This window comes from Herpetosiphon llansteffanensis (assembly GCF_003205875.1).
GTDB lineage: Bacteria > Chloroflexota > Chloroflexia > Chloroflexales > Herpetosiphonaceae > Herpetosiphon > Herpetosiphon llansteffanensis.
Genome location: NZ_PUBZ01000136.1, coordinates 36,229 through 52,113 on the forward strand (window position 1 = coordinate 36,229; position 15,885 = coordinate 52,113).

Here is a 15,885-nt window from a genome sequence, read left to right on the forward strand (position 1 = left end):
GAGTTGTATCCTATGCCTCGCGTAATTGCCGTCACCAACTTCAAGGGCGGTATTGGTAAGACGACTACCACAGTCAATGTAGCCGCCGGTTTTGCCATCAAAGGTGCCTCAGTGCTTGTGATCGATGTTGATCCACAGAGCAATGTGCGTATGTGTTTTGGGCATGCCGAACCCCGCCGCTCGCTGTACGATGTTTTGATCGATAACAAGAAAATTCCTGATTGTGTCGTGCAAGTACGCCCAAATATCGACTTACTTGCTTCGAGCGATGCCTTGTTGCAGGCGCAATCGGATATTGGCAAACGCCCAGATTGGGGTCGGGTGCTGGAAAATGCGCTGCGCCCAGTCGTGCGTAATTATGATTTTGTGCTGATTGATTGTAGTGCTTCGTTGACCGTGCTGAACTTAAATGCGCTGATGGCAGCCTCGGACATTATTGTGCCAACCGCTTTGGAGCACTTGGCATTGCAAGGTTTGCGCCAACTTGGCCGCAATATCACCCGCATCAAAGGCACAATGGGCGCGCTGCGCATGATTATCCCAACCATGTTCGATGGTCGTAATCGCCAATCGCATCGCTTGCTTGCTAGCTTGCGTGAAGAATATGGCAGCTTGGTTACCGACCCAGTGCGGGTTAATGTGCGGCTTTCTGAGGCTACCGCCGAAGGCAAAACGATTTATGAGTATGATCCACGCTCGAATGGGGCGATCGATTATGCTGCCTTGGTCGAAAAGCTCAGCGATGTGTTTCATTTTCAAGCCAAGCCAATGCCTGAGCAGGTTACGCAACCTGTACATAATCCATTGCCGAATCCTGCCCGAGCTGTTGCACCAGTTGAAATTCCCCCGCCACCAGAACCAGCGCTCGTGAGCAATTTGCAAGCTGAAGAAAAGCCAAACTTTCGCGGCCCAGTGCGCGAGGAATGTCCGCATTGTGGCAGGCCGTTAGAGCAAGTGATGTTGGCAGGCTATCGGGTCTATTTTTGCGATCATTGCAAATACAAGCGTCAAGAGTTGGCCTCGGGAGTGCGGCGCTAGGAATATTTACGGACTCTTTGCAAGCCAAAAATGAGCGCAAATATCCAAATTGCAGCAAAGCCAAGCCTTAAACGGGCTAGGTTGATTGGGCTGACTGTCAGCCATGAACCTAATAATTGATCAAGTCCACGGGCAATTAATTCAACTCCAGCCAAGTTTAGGCCAAATAAACTGGCATAAATCGCGAAGGTGATAATTCGTCGTCGCCGCCCATTGCTGATGCGCCACGCTAAAATAGCGCAGCCAAGCACCACAACACCGCTGGCCAGCCAACTCCAAAATTCAATTGTCATTGAGTTACCTTAAATCAAACACACGTGGGGAAGTATAGCATGGGGAAAATCACGGGGTAACGCAGGCACAACATTGTGCAGTAGCAATCAATGAGCTTATTTATTGGCCGCAAAACGTGCAAACAGCTTGGGCTTGTGGCTCAAACGCTGCTGCCAACGGAGCAGGATTGATCAGGTTGGTTGCCAAAATCAACAAGGCCAATGCGGTAATGATTGCCAAAGCTAAGGTGCGATTGAATGGTTGGGTTTGGATGTTCAACATAGCCTGCCTCCGAATTAACATTGCGTTAGAACTAAGGCTAGTATCGCACCCAGCTGTGACAAACAGCGTCACACTGATTTAGGCCTTTGCAAAGCAAAAAAAAAGCCCTACTTACAAACAATGTAAGTAGGTGCTGTTGGCGCGACCGGAGGGACTCGAACCCCCGACACTTGGTTCCGAAGACCAATGCTCTATCCACTGAGCTACGGTCGCAACGCCTATAGAATACCCTAAACTAGGCTTTGTTGCAAATGCTAAAAACCAAACACCCATGGAATTCCATGGGCGTTTGGCTGTTCTCAATGCTGTGTGGAGGAAACCGCGGGCGAACTGACTTATTTGGTCAAGGCTTCGCGAGCGCGTTCAAGCTCGGTGTTCAAGCGTTCTTCGCCTTTGGTGCGCAAGTTGGCAATGATGTCGTCAACGGTTTTGCCGTTGGCTTGCGCAACTTGCTCCAAGGTTTTGCCTGCTTGAACTTCGGCTTTGACTTGTTCAACGGTCAAGCCCGTTACATCAGCGGTTGCTTGCACCAGCAAATGCTGGCCCCGCCCGCCGCGACCTGGGCCTTTATCGCCAACAACGCCTTTTTGGTTCATCAGGGTTGGTGCTTCGGTCTTGGCGTTGCTCACGCGTTCGGTTTTTTGGGCTTCAGTAATTTTGCCGCTAGTGACTGATTCGTTCAGCTTGGTTTCTAATTGGGCCACAGCTGCGTCAATCACTGCTTGCTCGCTGCTGCCGTTCGCAGTGGCGATTTCGGTCAATGAAGCGCCTTCAACCAACTTGGCTCGTACATCAGCAGCCGACAGTTTGGTCAGGGTTGCGGTTTGCTCAAGCAATTGATGATAAATGCCTTTGCCGCCGTGTGGGCCGCCGCGTCCGCCACGCTTGCCAAAACCAAAGCCTTGGCCTGGGTTGATGGTCGTGCTATCAGGCGTGGTTGGTTGGGTTGTGGTGCTATCAGGTGTGGTTGGGGTTTGCGCGCTGGTATTGGTCAAGCGCCCACCAACAAACACTAAGCTAAAAGCGATTGCCACAATTGCCAGCCATTTTCCGATTGTTTTCATACAGCCTCCGTTGTGTCGTGTTTTTCGATATGGCTTGAGCATAAACCACTGCTGTGAAGAACATATGAAGTAAAGGATGCAGGCCTACAGAACATAGAACATAGAGCAAAGAACATATGGCGATGGGCTTTTGGCTATCGGCTATTGGTGAGCAGGAATCTCATCCTCAACATCTGTGTCAATCTGTGGCTAAAGACTCATGGCTATCGGCTATTGGCTGTAGGCTATTGGGTGATCAATTGGTGCAATTTAGAGCTAAAAACAGCCTTCGCGTTCTTTGTATGCCTCGCGGTTTCAGCTCTTCGTGTCCTTCGTGGATCAGTATTTAACGCAGAGGCGCAGAGAAACGATGGTTTTGGGCTAGCGGAGATTGGTTTGAAATACACTAATTATTCCGATAGCCAATAGCAAATTGCCAGCTTTCGCGTCCTTCGTGTTCTTCGCGGTTACAACACCTTCGTGCTCTTCGCGGATCAGTATTTAACGCAGCGGCGCAGAGAAACGATGGCTTTGGGCTGTGGGCTATCGGAGATTGTTTTGAAATACAATAGCCAATAGTCAATAGCCATCTCACCTTCTTCGTGTTCTTCTCGGTTTCAAGCCTCGTGCGCTTCGCGATCTTCGCGGCCTTCGTGGTTTCAAGCTTCGTGCTCTTTGTGCTCTTCGTGGATCAACTATGTTGCAGACTTTGGTTAGATTTGCTGTAACAAATCTGTAATAAATATGCTAGCCAAAGCGCTCTTGCTTATCAATACTTAACGTTGGAGTACGTTATGCAAGTAGTAGGAGCAAGTTTATGCGACGAATATACCAACGCTTATTGGGCTGTATGCTCATAATGTTTTTGCTGATGCAGCTGCCAGCAATGAGCCACGCCGAGCCGCCAACCGACCAGCCCAGCGATTGGTGGGGCATTGTCGTGCGCGACCCAGCCTACGAGTGGAATACAAATCCAGCCTATCCCAATGCCGTCAACCAAGCATTTATCAATCGTATGTTCGATGAAATAGTGGGTATGGGCGGGCGCTGGGTGCGCTTCGAGTTTCATGGCACGTGGGATGGCTCAAGTTATGGCGGTTTTAATCTGGCGCAAGCCGATTATTTCGTCAGTGCTGCCCACACTCGCGGCTTGAAGGTGCTGGCCTTGCTGGGTACCGATATTTTGCGCGGCCCACAGGCTGGGGTGCAGCATTTTGATGGCGGCACGGTTTCGGGCAATATTCCAACCAGCAATCCCGACCGCGAGCTGAATCCCTGTCCAGCAGCGCCGATTGGTTGCGGCGTGAATGCATATCAAAAAGCATGGCTCGAACGCGCGATCAGTATCGCCGATTATTACCGTGGCCGCATCGATGCCTATGAGATTTTCAACGAGCCAAATTTCTATTTTGCCCTGCGCGATGCCACAAATGGCCAGCAAGATGAGATGAATCCCTATTATCTGGCCCAAACAATCACCAAGCTGTATCGGATTTTGCGCGATGCCAGCCGCAACGATCAAACGCCGCTGATCGTTGGTGGCTTACACCCATTGACTTCTAGCGAATCGAATCGCACTGATCGCAACTATCTGCAAGCGCTCTACCAAGCTGCGCCGTTCAGCAATTGGGCCAATAGCCATAACGGCAAGTACCCAATCGATGGAGTTGCCTATCATCCCTACCCAGCAGAAATGCGGCGCTTGGTCGATGATAACGACTTTTTGCACTTAGTTGGGCCACGCTTGGATAGTTTGGTTGCGACGATGCGCACGTTTGATCAAACCAGCAAGCTCTGGCTGACCGAAATTGGTACTCGTGGCGACCAAACCAATGCCAGCGAGCTGCAACGTCAAGCAGATTTTATGCGTCAATTTGTAGCAACGATTTATGGTCGCCCAGAAATTGCTAACTGGTTTTGGTTTAAATACGAAGATTTTCCGCCTGACAGCGAGGCTTGGGGCGTGGTGCATATCAATTACGATAGCAGCGGAGCCTACGATCTGAATGGTGCGGTGAGTTTGTATAAACCAAGTTTCTATGCCTACCGCGATTTAGTGCACAATTTTCGGCAGCGGGTTTGGATTCCGCAAGTGCTCAATAACATTAATTAACGCATTCTGACGGCCTAAAACCCGTTTGCAGGCCAGCAGCAACAGTCTGCTCAATTCGACCGTGTGTGCTATAATCGAAGCAAACAACTGCCAACGAATTGAGTACATCACTTGGGGATAGAGTAGCAATGTCAACGCGAAAATCTGCGCCAAAGCGCCAAAGTGGCAAAAAGCCAGCAGCAACTGCCCGCAAACGTGGCGCAGCCAAACCAACCATTACTCCGCAAATCCAGCTTTCCCAAAATCTTCAGCGTGAGATTTTTGCGGTTATTTTGGTGTTTCTGGGTTTATTGACCTTGCTATTCAGTACATTTAGCGGCGATCAAGGGGTCATTGGCACGCAGTGGAACACCGCCGTGGCCCGCGCTTTTGGCACTGGCAAGGTGCTGGTTCCGGTTGCGCTTGGCATTTTGGGCGGCTTGATGATCTTTCAAGAGCGATTTAGCGACAATCGCCTGAGTGGCGCGAATATTCTCGGCACGCTGATGGTGCTGCTCTCGCTCTTGATGCTGCTGGAATACCCTGGCTACGAGATTCACCGCGAACACCCTGAGTTTCATGTTGGGGCTGGCGGCGGCGTGGTCGGCCAAACCTTGCTTACTATTTTGATTAGCGGCATCGGCAAGGGCGGCGCATTGCTCTTTTCGGTTACCGTCGGCCTGATCGGCATTATGCTGACATTTAATTTAACTTTGCGCCAAATTATGGCCGCGCTGTTGTATTACACTGGCGGCTTGCGTATTTTAGGCCGCCGCTTAGTTGGTGCTCCGGTGCAGCGTGCGCCAATGTTTGATGATTATCCTGAGGAGCAATACCGACCGCTGGAATTGCCCGCACCCCAAGCCATGCCCAAGGTTAGCAACAAACGTCGCCAAGCGATCCTCGAAGATACGAGCAACCAAGAGGTGATGCTCACGCCGATTGCTGAGCGGCCTGCTCAAGCCAGTTTGTTCAATCGCGATCTGCCTGACCCAAGTCGGCCAGCTCGCCGCAAAGAAGTTGCACCACCGCCAGTTGTGCCAACCACACTGGCTCCAACCAAACGCCTCAAGCCCGCCGATGAAGCCAATCAGCAAAAAACTAATGCCGAGGAAGCTGCTTTTATCGAGCCAGATGAAGTTTTGACCCATCGCGCATGGCCGTTGCCAACCCTGCCAACCCTCGATGATTTTGTCGAAGGCCAAATTGGCGATGAAGAAAAACGCGAGAAAGCCCGCATCATCGAGGAAACTTTAGCCTCGTTTCGGGTTGAAGCGCGCGTGGTCGAGGCCAACACCGGCCCAGCAGTGACCCAATTTGCGCTCCAGCCAGCCATCGGGGTCAAGATTAACAAAATCACTAGCTTGCAAAACGATTTGGCCTTGGCCCTCGCTGCGCCATCGTTGCGGATTGAAGCGCCAGTGCCAGGCCGCTCGGTTGTGGGCATCGAAATTCCCAACTCGGCGATTGCCACGGTGGCGATGCGTGATGTGATTGGCAGCGAAGATTTTGATGCCAAACGTGGCAAGCTCAAAATTCCGCTTGGCAAAGACGTTTCGGGTAGCGTAGTCATTGCCGACCTCGCCAAAATGCCGCACTTACTAGTGGCTGGCAGCACTGGCTCAGGTAAAAGTATTTGTATCAATTCGATCATTATTTCGCTCTTGATGAAACACACACCCAACGAGCTGAAATTCATCATGGTCGACCCTAAGATGGTCGAATTGATTGTCTACAACAACATTCCGCATTTGCTCACGCCAGTGGTGACTGAGCTTGAACGCGTGGTTAGCTCGCTCAAGTGGGCGGTGCGCGAGATGGAGCGCCGCTACAAGGTCTTTGCCAAGGGCGGTTTTCGTAATCTCGAAAGCTATATGCAAGCGGCGCGCAAACGCCCCGATCTTGAGCCAATGCCCTATATCGTTGTTATCATCGATGAGTTGGCCGATTTGATGATGCTCGCGCCGGATGAAGTTGAAACCTTGATTTGTCGCTTGGCTCAAATGGCGCGGGCTACTGGGATTCACCTGATTTTGGCGACTCAACGCCCATCTGTCGATGTGGTAACGGGCTTGATTAAGGCCAACTTCCCCACGCGGATTGCCTTCGCTGTGACTTCGCAAATCGATTCGCGGGTTATTTTGGATACGCCTGGAGCCGAGCAATTGCTTGGCCGTGGCGATATGCTGTATCTGGCGGTCGATGCAGCCAAAGCGATTCGCGTGCAAGGCACCTTTGTTTCTGATGGCGAAGTTGAGCGGGTGGTGCAATTCTGGCGCTTGCAAGTTCCCCCAGAATTAGCCCAAGCGAATGGAGCCACGCCTGCGAATAATGCCCAATCCGCGCCAGCAGCCAATAGCCAAACCAGCATGGGCGATGTGTTTTTGCAAGCAGACGAGCAAGATGAGCTGCTGCCCAAGGCGATTGAATTGGTGCGCCAACATCAACGAGCCTCGGCTTCGATGCTGCAACGGCGCTTGCGGATTGGCTATAGCAAAGCTGCCCAGTTGATCGAACTGCTGGAACAACGCGGAATTGTCGGGCCAGCAGAGGGCAGTCGCTCGCGCGAGGTGCTGAATCCAAATCAAGGTGCGCACGCTGGCGACGAATAACGGTGATATTTCTGCACCTGTGGCGTAGAGCCTGCTACCCAGCAAATCGACGAAATCGTTTATCATTGGGGCATAGGCTATGCGGTTCTTGGTTCGTAGTACTGATAGCGCCCAGTTAGCCTATCACCTATAGCCTTGTACAAGGAGATCACTGTGAACAAGCAGACCATTCGTGATGTAGCGTTGAGCGGAAAACGAGCTTTAGTTCGGGTAGATTTCAATGTGCCGCTTGATGAAGCACGCAAAGTCACTGATGACACACGGATTCGGGCAGCGTTGCCAACGATCAACTATTTGCTCGAACAAGGTGCAAGCGTGGTTTTGATGTCGCACTTGGGTCGACCGAAGAAAAAAGTAGCCGAAGAATTTCGGCTCAAGCCAGTTGCCGATCATCTCCAATCACTGCTGGATGCCCCAGTGAACTATATTCAGACCACAACTGGCGCTGAGGCCGAAGCAGCCGCTAAAGATTTACAAGCTGGCCATGTGTTATTGTTGGAAAATACCCGCTTCGACCCGCGCGAAGAATCAAACGACTCAGCGATGGCCGAAGAATTGGCCAAACTTGGCGATATTTATGTGAATGATGCCTTTGGTGCTGCCCACCGCGCCCATGCCTCAACCGAAGGCATAGCCAAATTCCTGCCTGCTGTGGCTGGCTTCTTGATGGAAGCTGAGTTGGCAGCGCTGGGCAAGGCCTTGGATGATCCCCAACGGCCTTTCGTGACAATCATCGGCGGCGCGAAAATCAGCGACAAAATCGGTGTCATCGAAAACTTGCTGGGCAAAGTCGATTCGCTGCTGATTGGCGGCGGCATGGCCAATACTTTCTTGCTGGCCCAAAACAAAGCAGTTGGCGATTCGTTGGTCGAATCAGAGAGTGTAGCCGAAGCAGCTCGTTTGATCGATGAAGCTCAAGGCCGTGGCGTGAAATTGTTGTTGCCAAGCGATGTGGTCGTGGCCGATGCCTTTAGCGCCGAAGCCAATACCCAAGTGCTGAGCGTCGATGATGTACCCGATGGCTGGCGGATTCTTGATATTGGGCCTGAAACCCGCCAAACCTATTCACAAGTCGTCAGCGAAGCCAAAACCGTGATTTGGAACGGCCCAATGGGCGTGTTTGAGCTAGAACCGTTTGCCGCTGGCACGCGCGCTGTTGCTCAAGCCTTGGCCGATAGCGGCGCAATCACCATCATCGGTGGTGGCGATTCAGTTGCCGCAATTGAGCAAATGGGCTTAGGCGCTAAGATGAGCCACATCTCAACTGGCGGTGGTGCAAGCCTCGAATTACTCGAAGGCAAAGTGCTCCCAGGCATTGCCGCGCTCAACGATAAATAATCGGTTGGCTTAGAAAATTACTCAGCCCCACAGAAACATATGTTCTGTGGGGCTTTTTGTTGCCCACACTACCAGTTAAATACCATAATTCTGAAGTTCGTTGAAATATGAAAATCGAAAAATTTGAATATTTGTTGGGGAAAATATACCTAAAATATGGTCATTAATCATCTTGACTAACTGCAAAATGCCATGATAGCATGATTCCACTGTTGTTCAAAGAGTACCAAATAGGAGCCGCTATGTTAAGTATCTTCAAGCGCTGTGTTCAACTCATTGTAGGTCTTTGCTTGGTGTTTACGTTAGGCGGTTGTGGTAGTAGTGTAGAAAGTCTTGTTGAAGGACGTTGGAGTGATGGCTCTACCATGATGGAATTCAACGAAAATGGTACGATCATTATGACTCACATGTTTGGAAAATCCGAAGGCTATTGGAAAGCGAGCCCTGACATTGATGATCATATTGATGTCCAATTTTCAGGTATGCTTATGACATTTGCAAGTGGCACATGGGGTGTAAACGCAGGCGATAATGATACACTCATTGTTACATTACCGGATAATAGTCGCTTTGCGTTACGAAAATTTGAAAATTAGGTGAATAATATGAATAATATAAATAATAATGAATTTAATAAATCTAAGGTAGCTATAGGAAATAAGATAGGTGGAAATCTCGATCAAAGTACAACAACTAATACTACGAAAAATATAGGTGTTTTAGGAGTTCTTGGAACTTTAATTCTGATAGCGATATTGGCAATCATAACATTCTATTTTTTAGGTATAGATAGAAAAGATATTGGGAGTATATTTGAATCTGATCCAGGATTGAGTGATAAGCAAAAAATATTAATGAATATTCGAGGAACCTACCTAGACGATCAAAATAACGAGTGGGTTTTTTCTCCAAAATCAGTTAGCGGAATGGATGGATCAATTTCAATCCAAGGCCAAGTTGTTTCATATTATAGGTTAATGGATGAGAATTCGATCTATATTGGTGCGCAATTTAGCAGGGATGGATATATTGGCATGCCTTTTACCTTGAATGGTTCACAATTAAAACTATTTACTGGCGAAGGCGATGAAACTAGAATATTTACAAAAATAAGTGATAGCTATTGATTGTGTTGTTATAAAATCCTGATAATCTCCAGTTCAAAGATCTCTGTTAATCATCCCCACAGAATTATGCGTTCTGTGGGGCTTTTTGTTAGCAATAACCTTTGAAGAGCAAGCATGTTGCGAGTTGATAGGAGAATTTGTATGTATAAAGTGCCGCATAATGTAAAACCAATTAGCCAATGGCCAGTCTTTTTTATAAGCATGTATTATGGGGTTGTAGGGACGGTTGGTGCTATTCCTGGCTGTTATTTTTTGATGTATGTCATCTGGGATCATCAAAGGATATTGCACAGCAATAATCTTGCAAATACACTCTGGTTTAGTCTAATCTTTCTTGCTAATATGAGCCGTTTAGGCCTATTTATTGGATTAATAAGATTGCGGCGCTGGGCGTATTGGTGTACTATTTCAATTGAAACAATTACGATTATTAGTGCTGTATATATTTCATTATCGTTCACCAGAAATCACATATTGAACTGGATCATCATTAGTATCGGAATCATCGCGCTCGTTATTTTGGGCTATTTATTTCGGCCCAAAGTGTGGCGTACATTTCTTGCTGTCGAAGAATAATTATTTGTACATAATGATAGGTGATTTTAGAGGGAAGCCTAATGTATGAAGTGCCGCATAATGTAAAACCAATTAGCCAGTGGCCAGTTTCAATAATCAGTTTATATTATATGGTGTTAGGCTGTTTATCGGCAATTTATAGCATCTCATTTTTTATCACGATGATTGATAGCGATATGTTGGATAGCCATCGCATTATGCATACGCTTTGGCTTGCTCTCATAGTGCTTGCAAATACTAGTCGTTTGGTTTTCTTTGTAGGATTAATGAATTATCGACGCTGGGCATATTGGGGATGCTTGGTGATTGAAACGCTGATGCTTATGCATGCTGGCTATACTTTAGCGTTCAGTAAAATTCGAATCTACGATTGGATAACAATCGGCATTGGAATCATCGCGCTCGTTATTTTGGGTTATTTAGTTCGGCCCAAAGTACGGCGTACCTTTCTTGCTGTCGAAGAATAATTATTTTTACATAATGATAGGTGATTTTAGAGGGAAGCAGAATGTATGAGGTTCCGCATAACCCACAAAACAAACTTCGCTGGCCAATTGCGCTGATTTTCTTTTACTATGCGATTGTTGGGATTGGTGGAGTGCTTGGAGCCTGTTTGTTGGTTGCCAGCAGTATTTATGGAAATCAACGAGTAAACTTGCTTTGGCCATTCTTCTTCTTTTTCGTCAATATCAGTCGTTTAGGCTTCGCTGTGGGGTTTGTGCGATTTCGAGCGTGGGGCTATCGCGGGATTGTACTCGTCGAGGCGTTATCGATTATGAGCCTGCTCGGTCGTTTTGTGCTCCAGCGAGAACGCATTTCGTGGGTTGAAATTGCCTTGAGCATGATGGCCATGCTGATTCTTGGCTATCTCGTGCAGCCGCGGATTAAACATCAATTTCTTCAATCAAATAAAGCATAAGTGTTACAAGCATTTAATCCACGAACACTCACAGCGTTGCTATGCTGTGGGTGTTTTTTGTTGGCAATCAGGCTGTGAATCAATACGTCTTGATTGAAAAAGGAGCGAATGATGTATCGTGTACCTAAAAACCCTCAATTGCAACGCCAAGGGCCTATTTTATCGATTTGTGGCTATTATGCGATTGTGGGCAGTTTTTTTGCGCTCGGCAGTTGCTCATATATCGGCACAATGCTGATTGGCATCGCTGTTTCGCCTCCAGCAACCTTGAGCAGCGGCATGAATGCTGAAATTTTTTGGACAGCGCTGTTGTTATTGCTGAATGCCAGCAGATTGGGCTTGTTTGTTGGTTTATTGCGGGCGCGGCGCTGGGCCTATCGGGGTATTGTGCTGATTGAAGGCATCACAATCATCAATATGCTTTATGAACTATTTGTTGGCCAATCGCCAATGACGATCTGGCCTTTATTCACAATCGTAACGGGAGCGGTTGCAGTGCTGATTCTAAGTTATCTTTCGCAACCGCATATTCAAAAAGCAATTAACTAAAAAACCTGCCATGTTGAATACATGGCAGGTCAAAGAAGCAGATTTAGATTACGAATTCGCTGCGGCTGCGGCCACGAGCTTGCTCAATTTCGTGACGGCGATCATCATAGCCTTCGCGGCCCATCAAGGCGTAGGTGGCGATTTTGCCAGCCTCAACCCCTGGTTGGTCAAAGGCGTTGATGTCGTACAGCTCGCCAGCAAAGGCGGTTTGCATTTCGAGCATGTAGTAGAACTGGCCAAGCGTAAAGGCATTGACCGCTGGGAAGTGGTGGGCAATGCTTGGGCGACCAGCTTCGGCAATTGCCAACTGGGTTGCTTCGCCTTCGGCCTTGAGCAATTGGCTAAAGCTCTTGCCATCGAGATACGAAAGCTCGTTGATGTCGGGATAGGCATTGCTCAATGGCGCTTCAACTTGGAACTGATCGACAAACAAGAAGTGCATTAATTTATCGAATGGGCCTTCTGCATACAATTGCACTTGCGAGTGTTGGTCGGTTGCACCCAACGATTTGATTGGCGTAGGGCCAACATTGACCACATTGCCAGCCCGATCAACCCGCTTGCCCAAACTTTCGGCCCACAACTGGCGGAACCAATCGGCTACATCGCGCAAACGCTGGGCATAAGGCATCATAACGACCATATTTTTGCCCTTTTTATCGAGCAAAAATTGAATCAAGGCGCACATTGCCGCTGGGTTTTTGCGGGGGTCGCGTTCTTGGCTGCGTTTGTCGGCATAGGCAGCGCCAGCCAACAATTCATCAATATCAATGCCCGTAACTGCCGCAGGGAACAAGCCAACCGAGCAAAGCTCCGAGAAACGCCCGCCAACGCTTGCTGGAATTGGCAGCGTTGGATAGCCTTCACGATCAGCAATTTGGCGCAAAGCTCCCTTTTTGGGATCAGTGGTCAGCACCAAGTGATCGACCAATTTATCGTGGCCGAGGCGTTTGGCCAAAGCTTCGCGGAAGTAGATGAAGGATGCCATGGTTTCGGCGGTCGTGCCCGATTTGGTGATCACATTGAAGACGGTGCGCTCAAGATCAAGCACATCGAGCAAACCAGCGTTCAATTCGGGGTCGACGTTATCGGGTACAAACAGGGTTGGGCCACGGCGCAATTCACGCGGCAAATTATTGTAAAACGGGTGTTGGAGAGCCGTTTGGGTTGCGATTGGGCCAAGTGCTGAGCCACCAATGCCTAAAACAACCAAGGTATCGGCGCGGGCGCGCACAGCTTGGGCTTGAGCAATAATTTCACTCGTATCTTGGTATGGCAGATCCATCCAGCCTAATTCGGCGCGTTGAGCGTAAACCGCCTCAATCGCGGCGGCGGCATGGGGCAATGCTGCCTCAATTTCAGCCTCGGTTAATCCATGTTCACCAATCACATCGGCCATCACATTGTTGTAATCAAAGCGAATAGCTTGAGTACTCATGACACTCCTTATCGTTGCGAAAGTGGGTCTTTGTAGCAGGCTGCTGCGGTGCAGTTTCTGGCTTCGTTGCCAAGCGACCAACTATGCCCATCGTACCATACTCAGTAGCTGCTGGTGGTAGTATTCTCTTCACCAGCCACAAGCGTGCCACCATTGATCTCGCAATTAATGAGTTGGCGCTTGGCATTGAACACGGCTTCAAGCTCGATGCGGCTGTAGCAGCGGTCGTCAACCAGGGTTTTGCGCACAAAGAAGTTGTCGTCATCATCGCGCTGCGACAGATCGTTGCGGCTATCGATGCGCAGCCGAATGACGCTGCCACAGCGTTTGCAACGCACCTGCAAATAAATTCCAGCATCGCTGGTTGATTGGCTGCTGCCACCACCAAAAAGCTTGCGAAAAAAACTCATAAATACCCCCTATGCAAGGATGAAGGATGAGGGATGAAGTCAAAATCAAAAGGCAAAAGGCAAAAGTCAGAAAGCCCAATCCTCAACGTCGGGGCCAATCTGTGGCTAAAAACTTAACCTTCGCGCGCTTCGTTTTCTTTGCGGTTTCAAACCTTCGTGCAATTCGCAGATCAACCAACTATGCCTGCTCTCCGATCCCCAACCCCCGACTCCTGACCCCTAGTTTTGATTAAATCTTGGCAACAAGGCCCAGAGCAGCAAGCCACCTGCCAGCCACCACATCCAAGGGTTGTGCTGCTGCATGGTTTGCAAAATACTGGCGCTGATGAGCAGTGCACTAGCAGCGATGCCAGCAGTAAGCCGCGTAAATGCTCGTTCGATGCGTTTGGTCGTGCGCTCAAGTTTAACAATCTCGGTGCGCACTTGCAGATCGCCTTGGGCGGCCTTGGCATAAAATTGCTTGGCATGGCGCGGAATTTGGCTCAGATCAGTAATTAATTCGCGGCCTTCATTGACCACTCGTTCGCGCAGATCGCGGCCATTGGTTTGCTCACGAATAAAGCGCAAGGCAAAAGGCTTGGTCACGCTGAAAATATCGAAATCTGGCGCTAAACCAGCAGCCACGCCACCGATAATCCCAACCGTGCGCCCTAAAAAGAGCAACGATTGTGGCAATTGAAACGGCAAATCATACAGCAATTCGCTTAATCCGCCGACGAAGCCCTCAACATCAATTTGTTGCAACTCGCGAATCGTGCGGCCATAGGTATAGGAAAACCAAATTTCCAAGGCTTGGCGCAATTGCTGGTCGTTGGCGCTGGCCATCACCACGCCAATCGAACGAGCGCCGTCGATCATGCGTTGTGGTTCGCGCATCACCACGCCGGCAGCAATCGTGGCGAGGCCATCCATCACATGTTGGGGAATCGCATCGACCATGCCAAAATCGAGGAAGGTAATGACAAAGGCGCGTTTGCCATTGGCCAACGGCTCACCAACAGGCCGCACAAACAAATTGCCTGGGTGCGGGTCGGCGTGAAAAAAGCCATCAGTAAAACATTGTTGCAAATAGGCCAAATAGAGCTTTTCGGCCAAATCGAGGCGATCGATACCTGCTGCATCAAGCGCCGCATATTCCGAAATTTTAATGCCCTCGATGCGTTCCATCACCAAAATGCGCTCGGTTGAGTGCTCGCGATAGATTTGGGGCACGTAAATATGTTCGCTGCCTGCAAAATTACGCCGAAAGCGCTCGGCATGCTCGGCTTCGCTCAGGTAATCAAGCTCGCGCAAGGTGATGCGTGAGAATTCTTCGATCAGCGCAGGCAAATCGGTGCGGCGGCGAATCGGGCCATAATATTGCATCCAACCAGCAACCCAGCGCAGCGCGGCAATATCGATCGCCACAAATTGCTCGATCTGTGGGCGTTGAATTTTAATCGCAATTGGCTGCTCGTCGTGGAGTGTAGCAAAATGCACTTGGCCAAACGATGCCGCAGCAACTGGCTGACGCTCAAAATGAGCAAAAATCTGGCTGAGCGGTTGGCCTAATTCAGCTTCGATCGTGGCTTGAATCAGGCCAAAGGGCACAGGCGAAACTTCATCTTGCAGGCCAATTAAATCTTCAACAACTTCTGGCGGCAGCACATCGACCCGCGTTGAGGCAAATTGACCAAGTTTGATCATTACGCCGCCAAGGTCGATCGCCAAATCGCGAAAACGCCGCGAAAAACGCCGATAGCGCTCGATCCGCGTGCGATCCGCGTACCAGCGAAACCAAAATTGCCGTCCGAGCAACAGATCCCAGACGATGATATGGGCGACTAAGCGCACAAAAAACCACGCGACGCGGAAGAAACGGCGGCGACGTGGAACTTTCGGTAACGACACCAACTCTGTTTTACTCATACTCGGTATTATAGCAGGCTAGGGATTCAGACGTAAGGAATCAAGTGCGTAGTGTAAGAACATAGAGCAGAGAGCATAGAACATAGGGGTCAGGGATGAAGGATGAGGGATAAAGGATGAAATGTGGTGGCATAGCAGGATAATCATACTAATCTGTGGCAATCTGTGGCTAAAATAATTATTCGTGGAATTCTTGCAATTCGTGACGAAAACAGCCTTCGCGATCTTCGTGTTCTTCGTGGTTTCGGCTCCTCATGCCCTTCGTGCTGTTCGTGGATCG

16 protein-coding genes and 1 tRNA gene are annotated in these 15,885 nt (G+C 49.2%); 10 read left to right on the forward strand and 7 right to left on the reverse strand.

Annotated elements, in window-relative coordinates; all coding sequences use genetic code 11:
* The first annotated feature begins 12 nt into the window (after positions 1-12).
* Positions 13-1,038, forward strand: coding sequence for an AAA family ATPase (locus C5S61_RS21935; RefSeq protein ID WP_110518897.1), 1,026 nt, complete (start codon positions 13-15; stop codon positions 1,036-1,038).
* Here C5S61_RS21935 and C5S61_RS21940 read toward each other — a convergent pair.
* The 4 genes from C5S61_RS21940 to C5S61_RS21950 all read right to left on the reverse strand — a co-directional run bounded on the left by C5S61_RS21940 (position 1,035) and on the right by C5S61_RS21950 (position 2,657).
* Positions 1,035-1,331 carry a hypothetical protein gene (locus C5S61_RS21940; RefSeq protein ID WP_110518899.1) on the reverse strand — a complete coding sequence of 99 codons (297 nt, stop codon included), beginning with the start codon at positions 1,329-1,331 and terminating at the stop codon, positions 1,035-1,037. The genes C5S61_RS21935 and C5S61_RS21940 overlap by 4 nt on opposite strands.
* 100 nt (positions 1,332-1,431) lie before the next feature.
* Positions 1,432-1,593: a hypothetical protein gene (locus C5S61_RS26950; protein ID WP_164689716.1), complete on the reverse strand. Its 162-nt coding sequence runs from the start codon at positions 1,591-1,593 to the stop codon at positions 1,432-1,434.
* 137 nt (positions 1,594-1,730) lie between these two features.
* A tRNA-Arg gene (locus C5S61_RS21945) sits at positions 1,731-1,806 on the reverse strand.
* Positions 1,807-1,928: 122 nt separating this feature from the next.
* On the reverse strand, positions 1,929-2,657 hold the full coding sequence (locus C5S61_RS21950; protein ID WP_110518901.1) for a hypothetical protein: 729 nt from the start codon (positions 2,655-2,657) through the stop codon (positions 1,929-1,931).
* Positions 2,658-3,453: 796 nt separating this feature from the next.
* Between C5S61_RS21950 and C5S61_RS21955 the strand changes: the two genes are divergently transcribed.
* From C5S61_RS21955 to C5S61_RS21995, 9 genes are all read left to right on the forward strand, one after another.
* A complete protein-coding gene (locus C5S61_RS21955; RefSeq protein WP_110518902.1) occupies positions 3,454-4,749 on the forward strand; it encodes a glycosyl hydrolase in 1,296 nt (431 codons plus the stop codon).
* A gap of 128 nt (positions 4,750-4,877) precedes the next feature.
* On the forward strand, positions 4,878-7,340 hold the full coding sequence (locus C5S61_RS21960) for a DNA translocase FtsK (protein ID WP_110518904.1): 2,463 nt from the start codon (positions 4,878-4,880) through the stop codon (positions 7,338-7,340).
* Positions 7,341-7,493: 153 nt separating this feature from the next.
* The gene (locus tag C5S61_RS21965) at positions 7,494-8,678 is read left to right on the forward strand and encodes a phosphoglycerate kinase (RefSeq protein WP_110518906.1); all 1,185 of its coding nucleotides are present in this window, start codon (positions 7,494-7,496) and stop codon (positions 8,676-8,678) included.
* 242 nt (positions 8,679-8,920) lie between these two features.
* Complete coding sequence (locus tag C5S61_RS21970) at positions 8,921-9,274, forward strand: hypothetical protein (protein ID WP_110518908.1); 354 nt, start codon at positions 8,921-8,923, stop codon at positions 9,272-9,274.
* A 9-nt stretch (positions 9,275-9,283) separates the two neighbouring features.
* Positions 9,284-9,805 (forward strand): hypothetical protein, encoded by a 522-nt coding sequence (locus tag C5S61_RS21975; protein ID WP_110518909.1) that lies wholly within the window; start codon positions 9,284-9,286, stop codon positions 9,803-9,805.
* Positions 9,806-9,946: 141 nt separating this feature from the next.
* A complete protein-coding gene (locus tag C5S61_RS21980) occupies positions 9,947-10,381 on the forward strand; it encodes a hypothetical protein (protein WP_110518911.1) in 435 nt (144 codons plus the stop codon).
* A 41-nt stretch (positions 10,382-10,422) separates the two neighbouring features.
* On the forward strand, positions 10,423-10,848 hold the full coding sequence (locus C5S61_RS21985; RefSeq protein ID WP_110518913.1) for a hypothetical protein: 426 nt from the start codon (positions 10,423-10,425) through the stop codon (positions 10,846-10,848).
* Positions 10,849-10,889: 41 nt separating this feature from the next.
* Positions 10,890-11,300 carry a hypothetical protein gene (locus C5S61_RS21990; protein ID WP_110518915.1) on the forward strand — a complete coding sequence of 137 codons (411 nt, stop codon included), beginning with the start codon at positions 10,890-10,892 and terminating at the stop codon, positions 11,298-11,300.
* 111 nt (positions 11,301-11,411) lie between these two features.
* Positions 11,412-11,849, forward strand: coding sequence for a hypothetical protein (locus C5S61_RS21995; RefSeq protein ID WP_110518917.1), 438 nt, complete (start codon positions 11,412-11,414; stop codon positions 11,847-11,849).
* 43 nt (positions 11,850-11,892) lie between these two features.
* Here the strand turns inward: C5S61_RS21995 and C5S61_RS22000 are convergent, their stop codons facing one another.
* The 3 genes from C5S61_RS22000 to C5S61_RS22010 all read right to left on the reverse strand — a co-directional run bounded on the left by C5S61_RS22000 (position 11,893) and on the right by C5S61_RS22010 (position 15,605).
* Positions 11,893-13,287 carry a glucose-6-phosphate isomerase gene (locus C5S61_RS22000; protein ID WP_110518919.1) on the reverse strand — a complete coding sequence of 465 codons (1,395 nt, stop codon included), beginning with the start codon at positions 13,285-13,287 and terminating at the stop codon, positions 11,893-11,895.
* A 101-nt stretch (positions 13,288-13,388) separates the two neighbouring features.
* Complete coding sequence (locus tag C5S61_RS22005) at positions 13,389-13,697, reverse strand: hypothetical protein (protein WP_110518921.1); 309 nt, start codon at positions 13,695-13,697, stop codon at positions 13,389-13,391.
* 219 nt (positions 13,698-13,916) lie between these two features.
* Entirely contained in the window at positions 13,917-15,605 is a 1,689-nt protein-coding gene (locus tag C5S61_RS22010) for an ABC1 kinase family protein (protein WP_110518923.1), read from the reverse strand.
* Positions 15,606-15,885 lie beyond the last annotated feature (280 nt).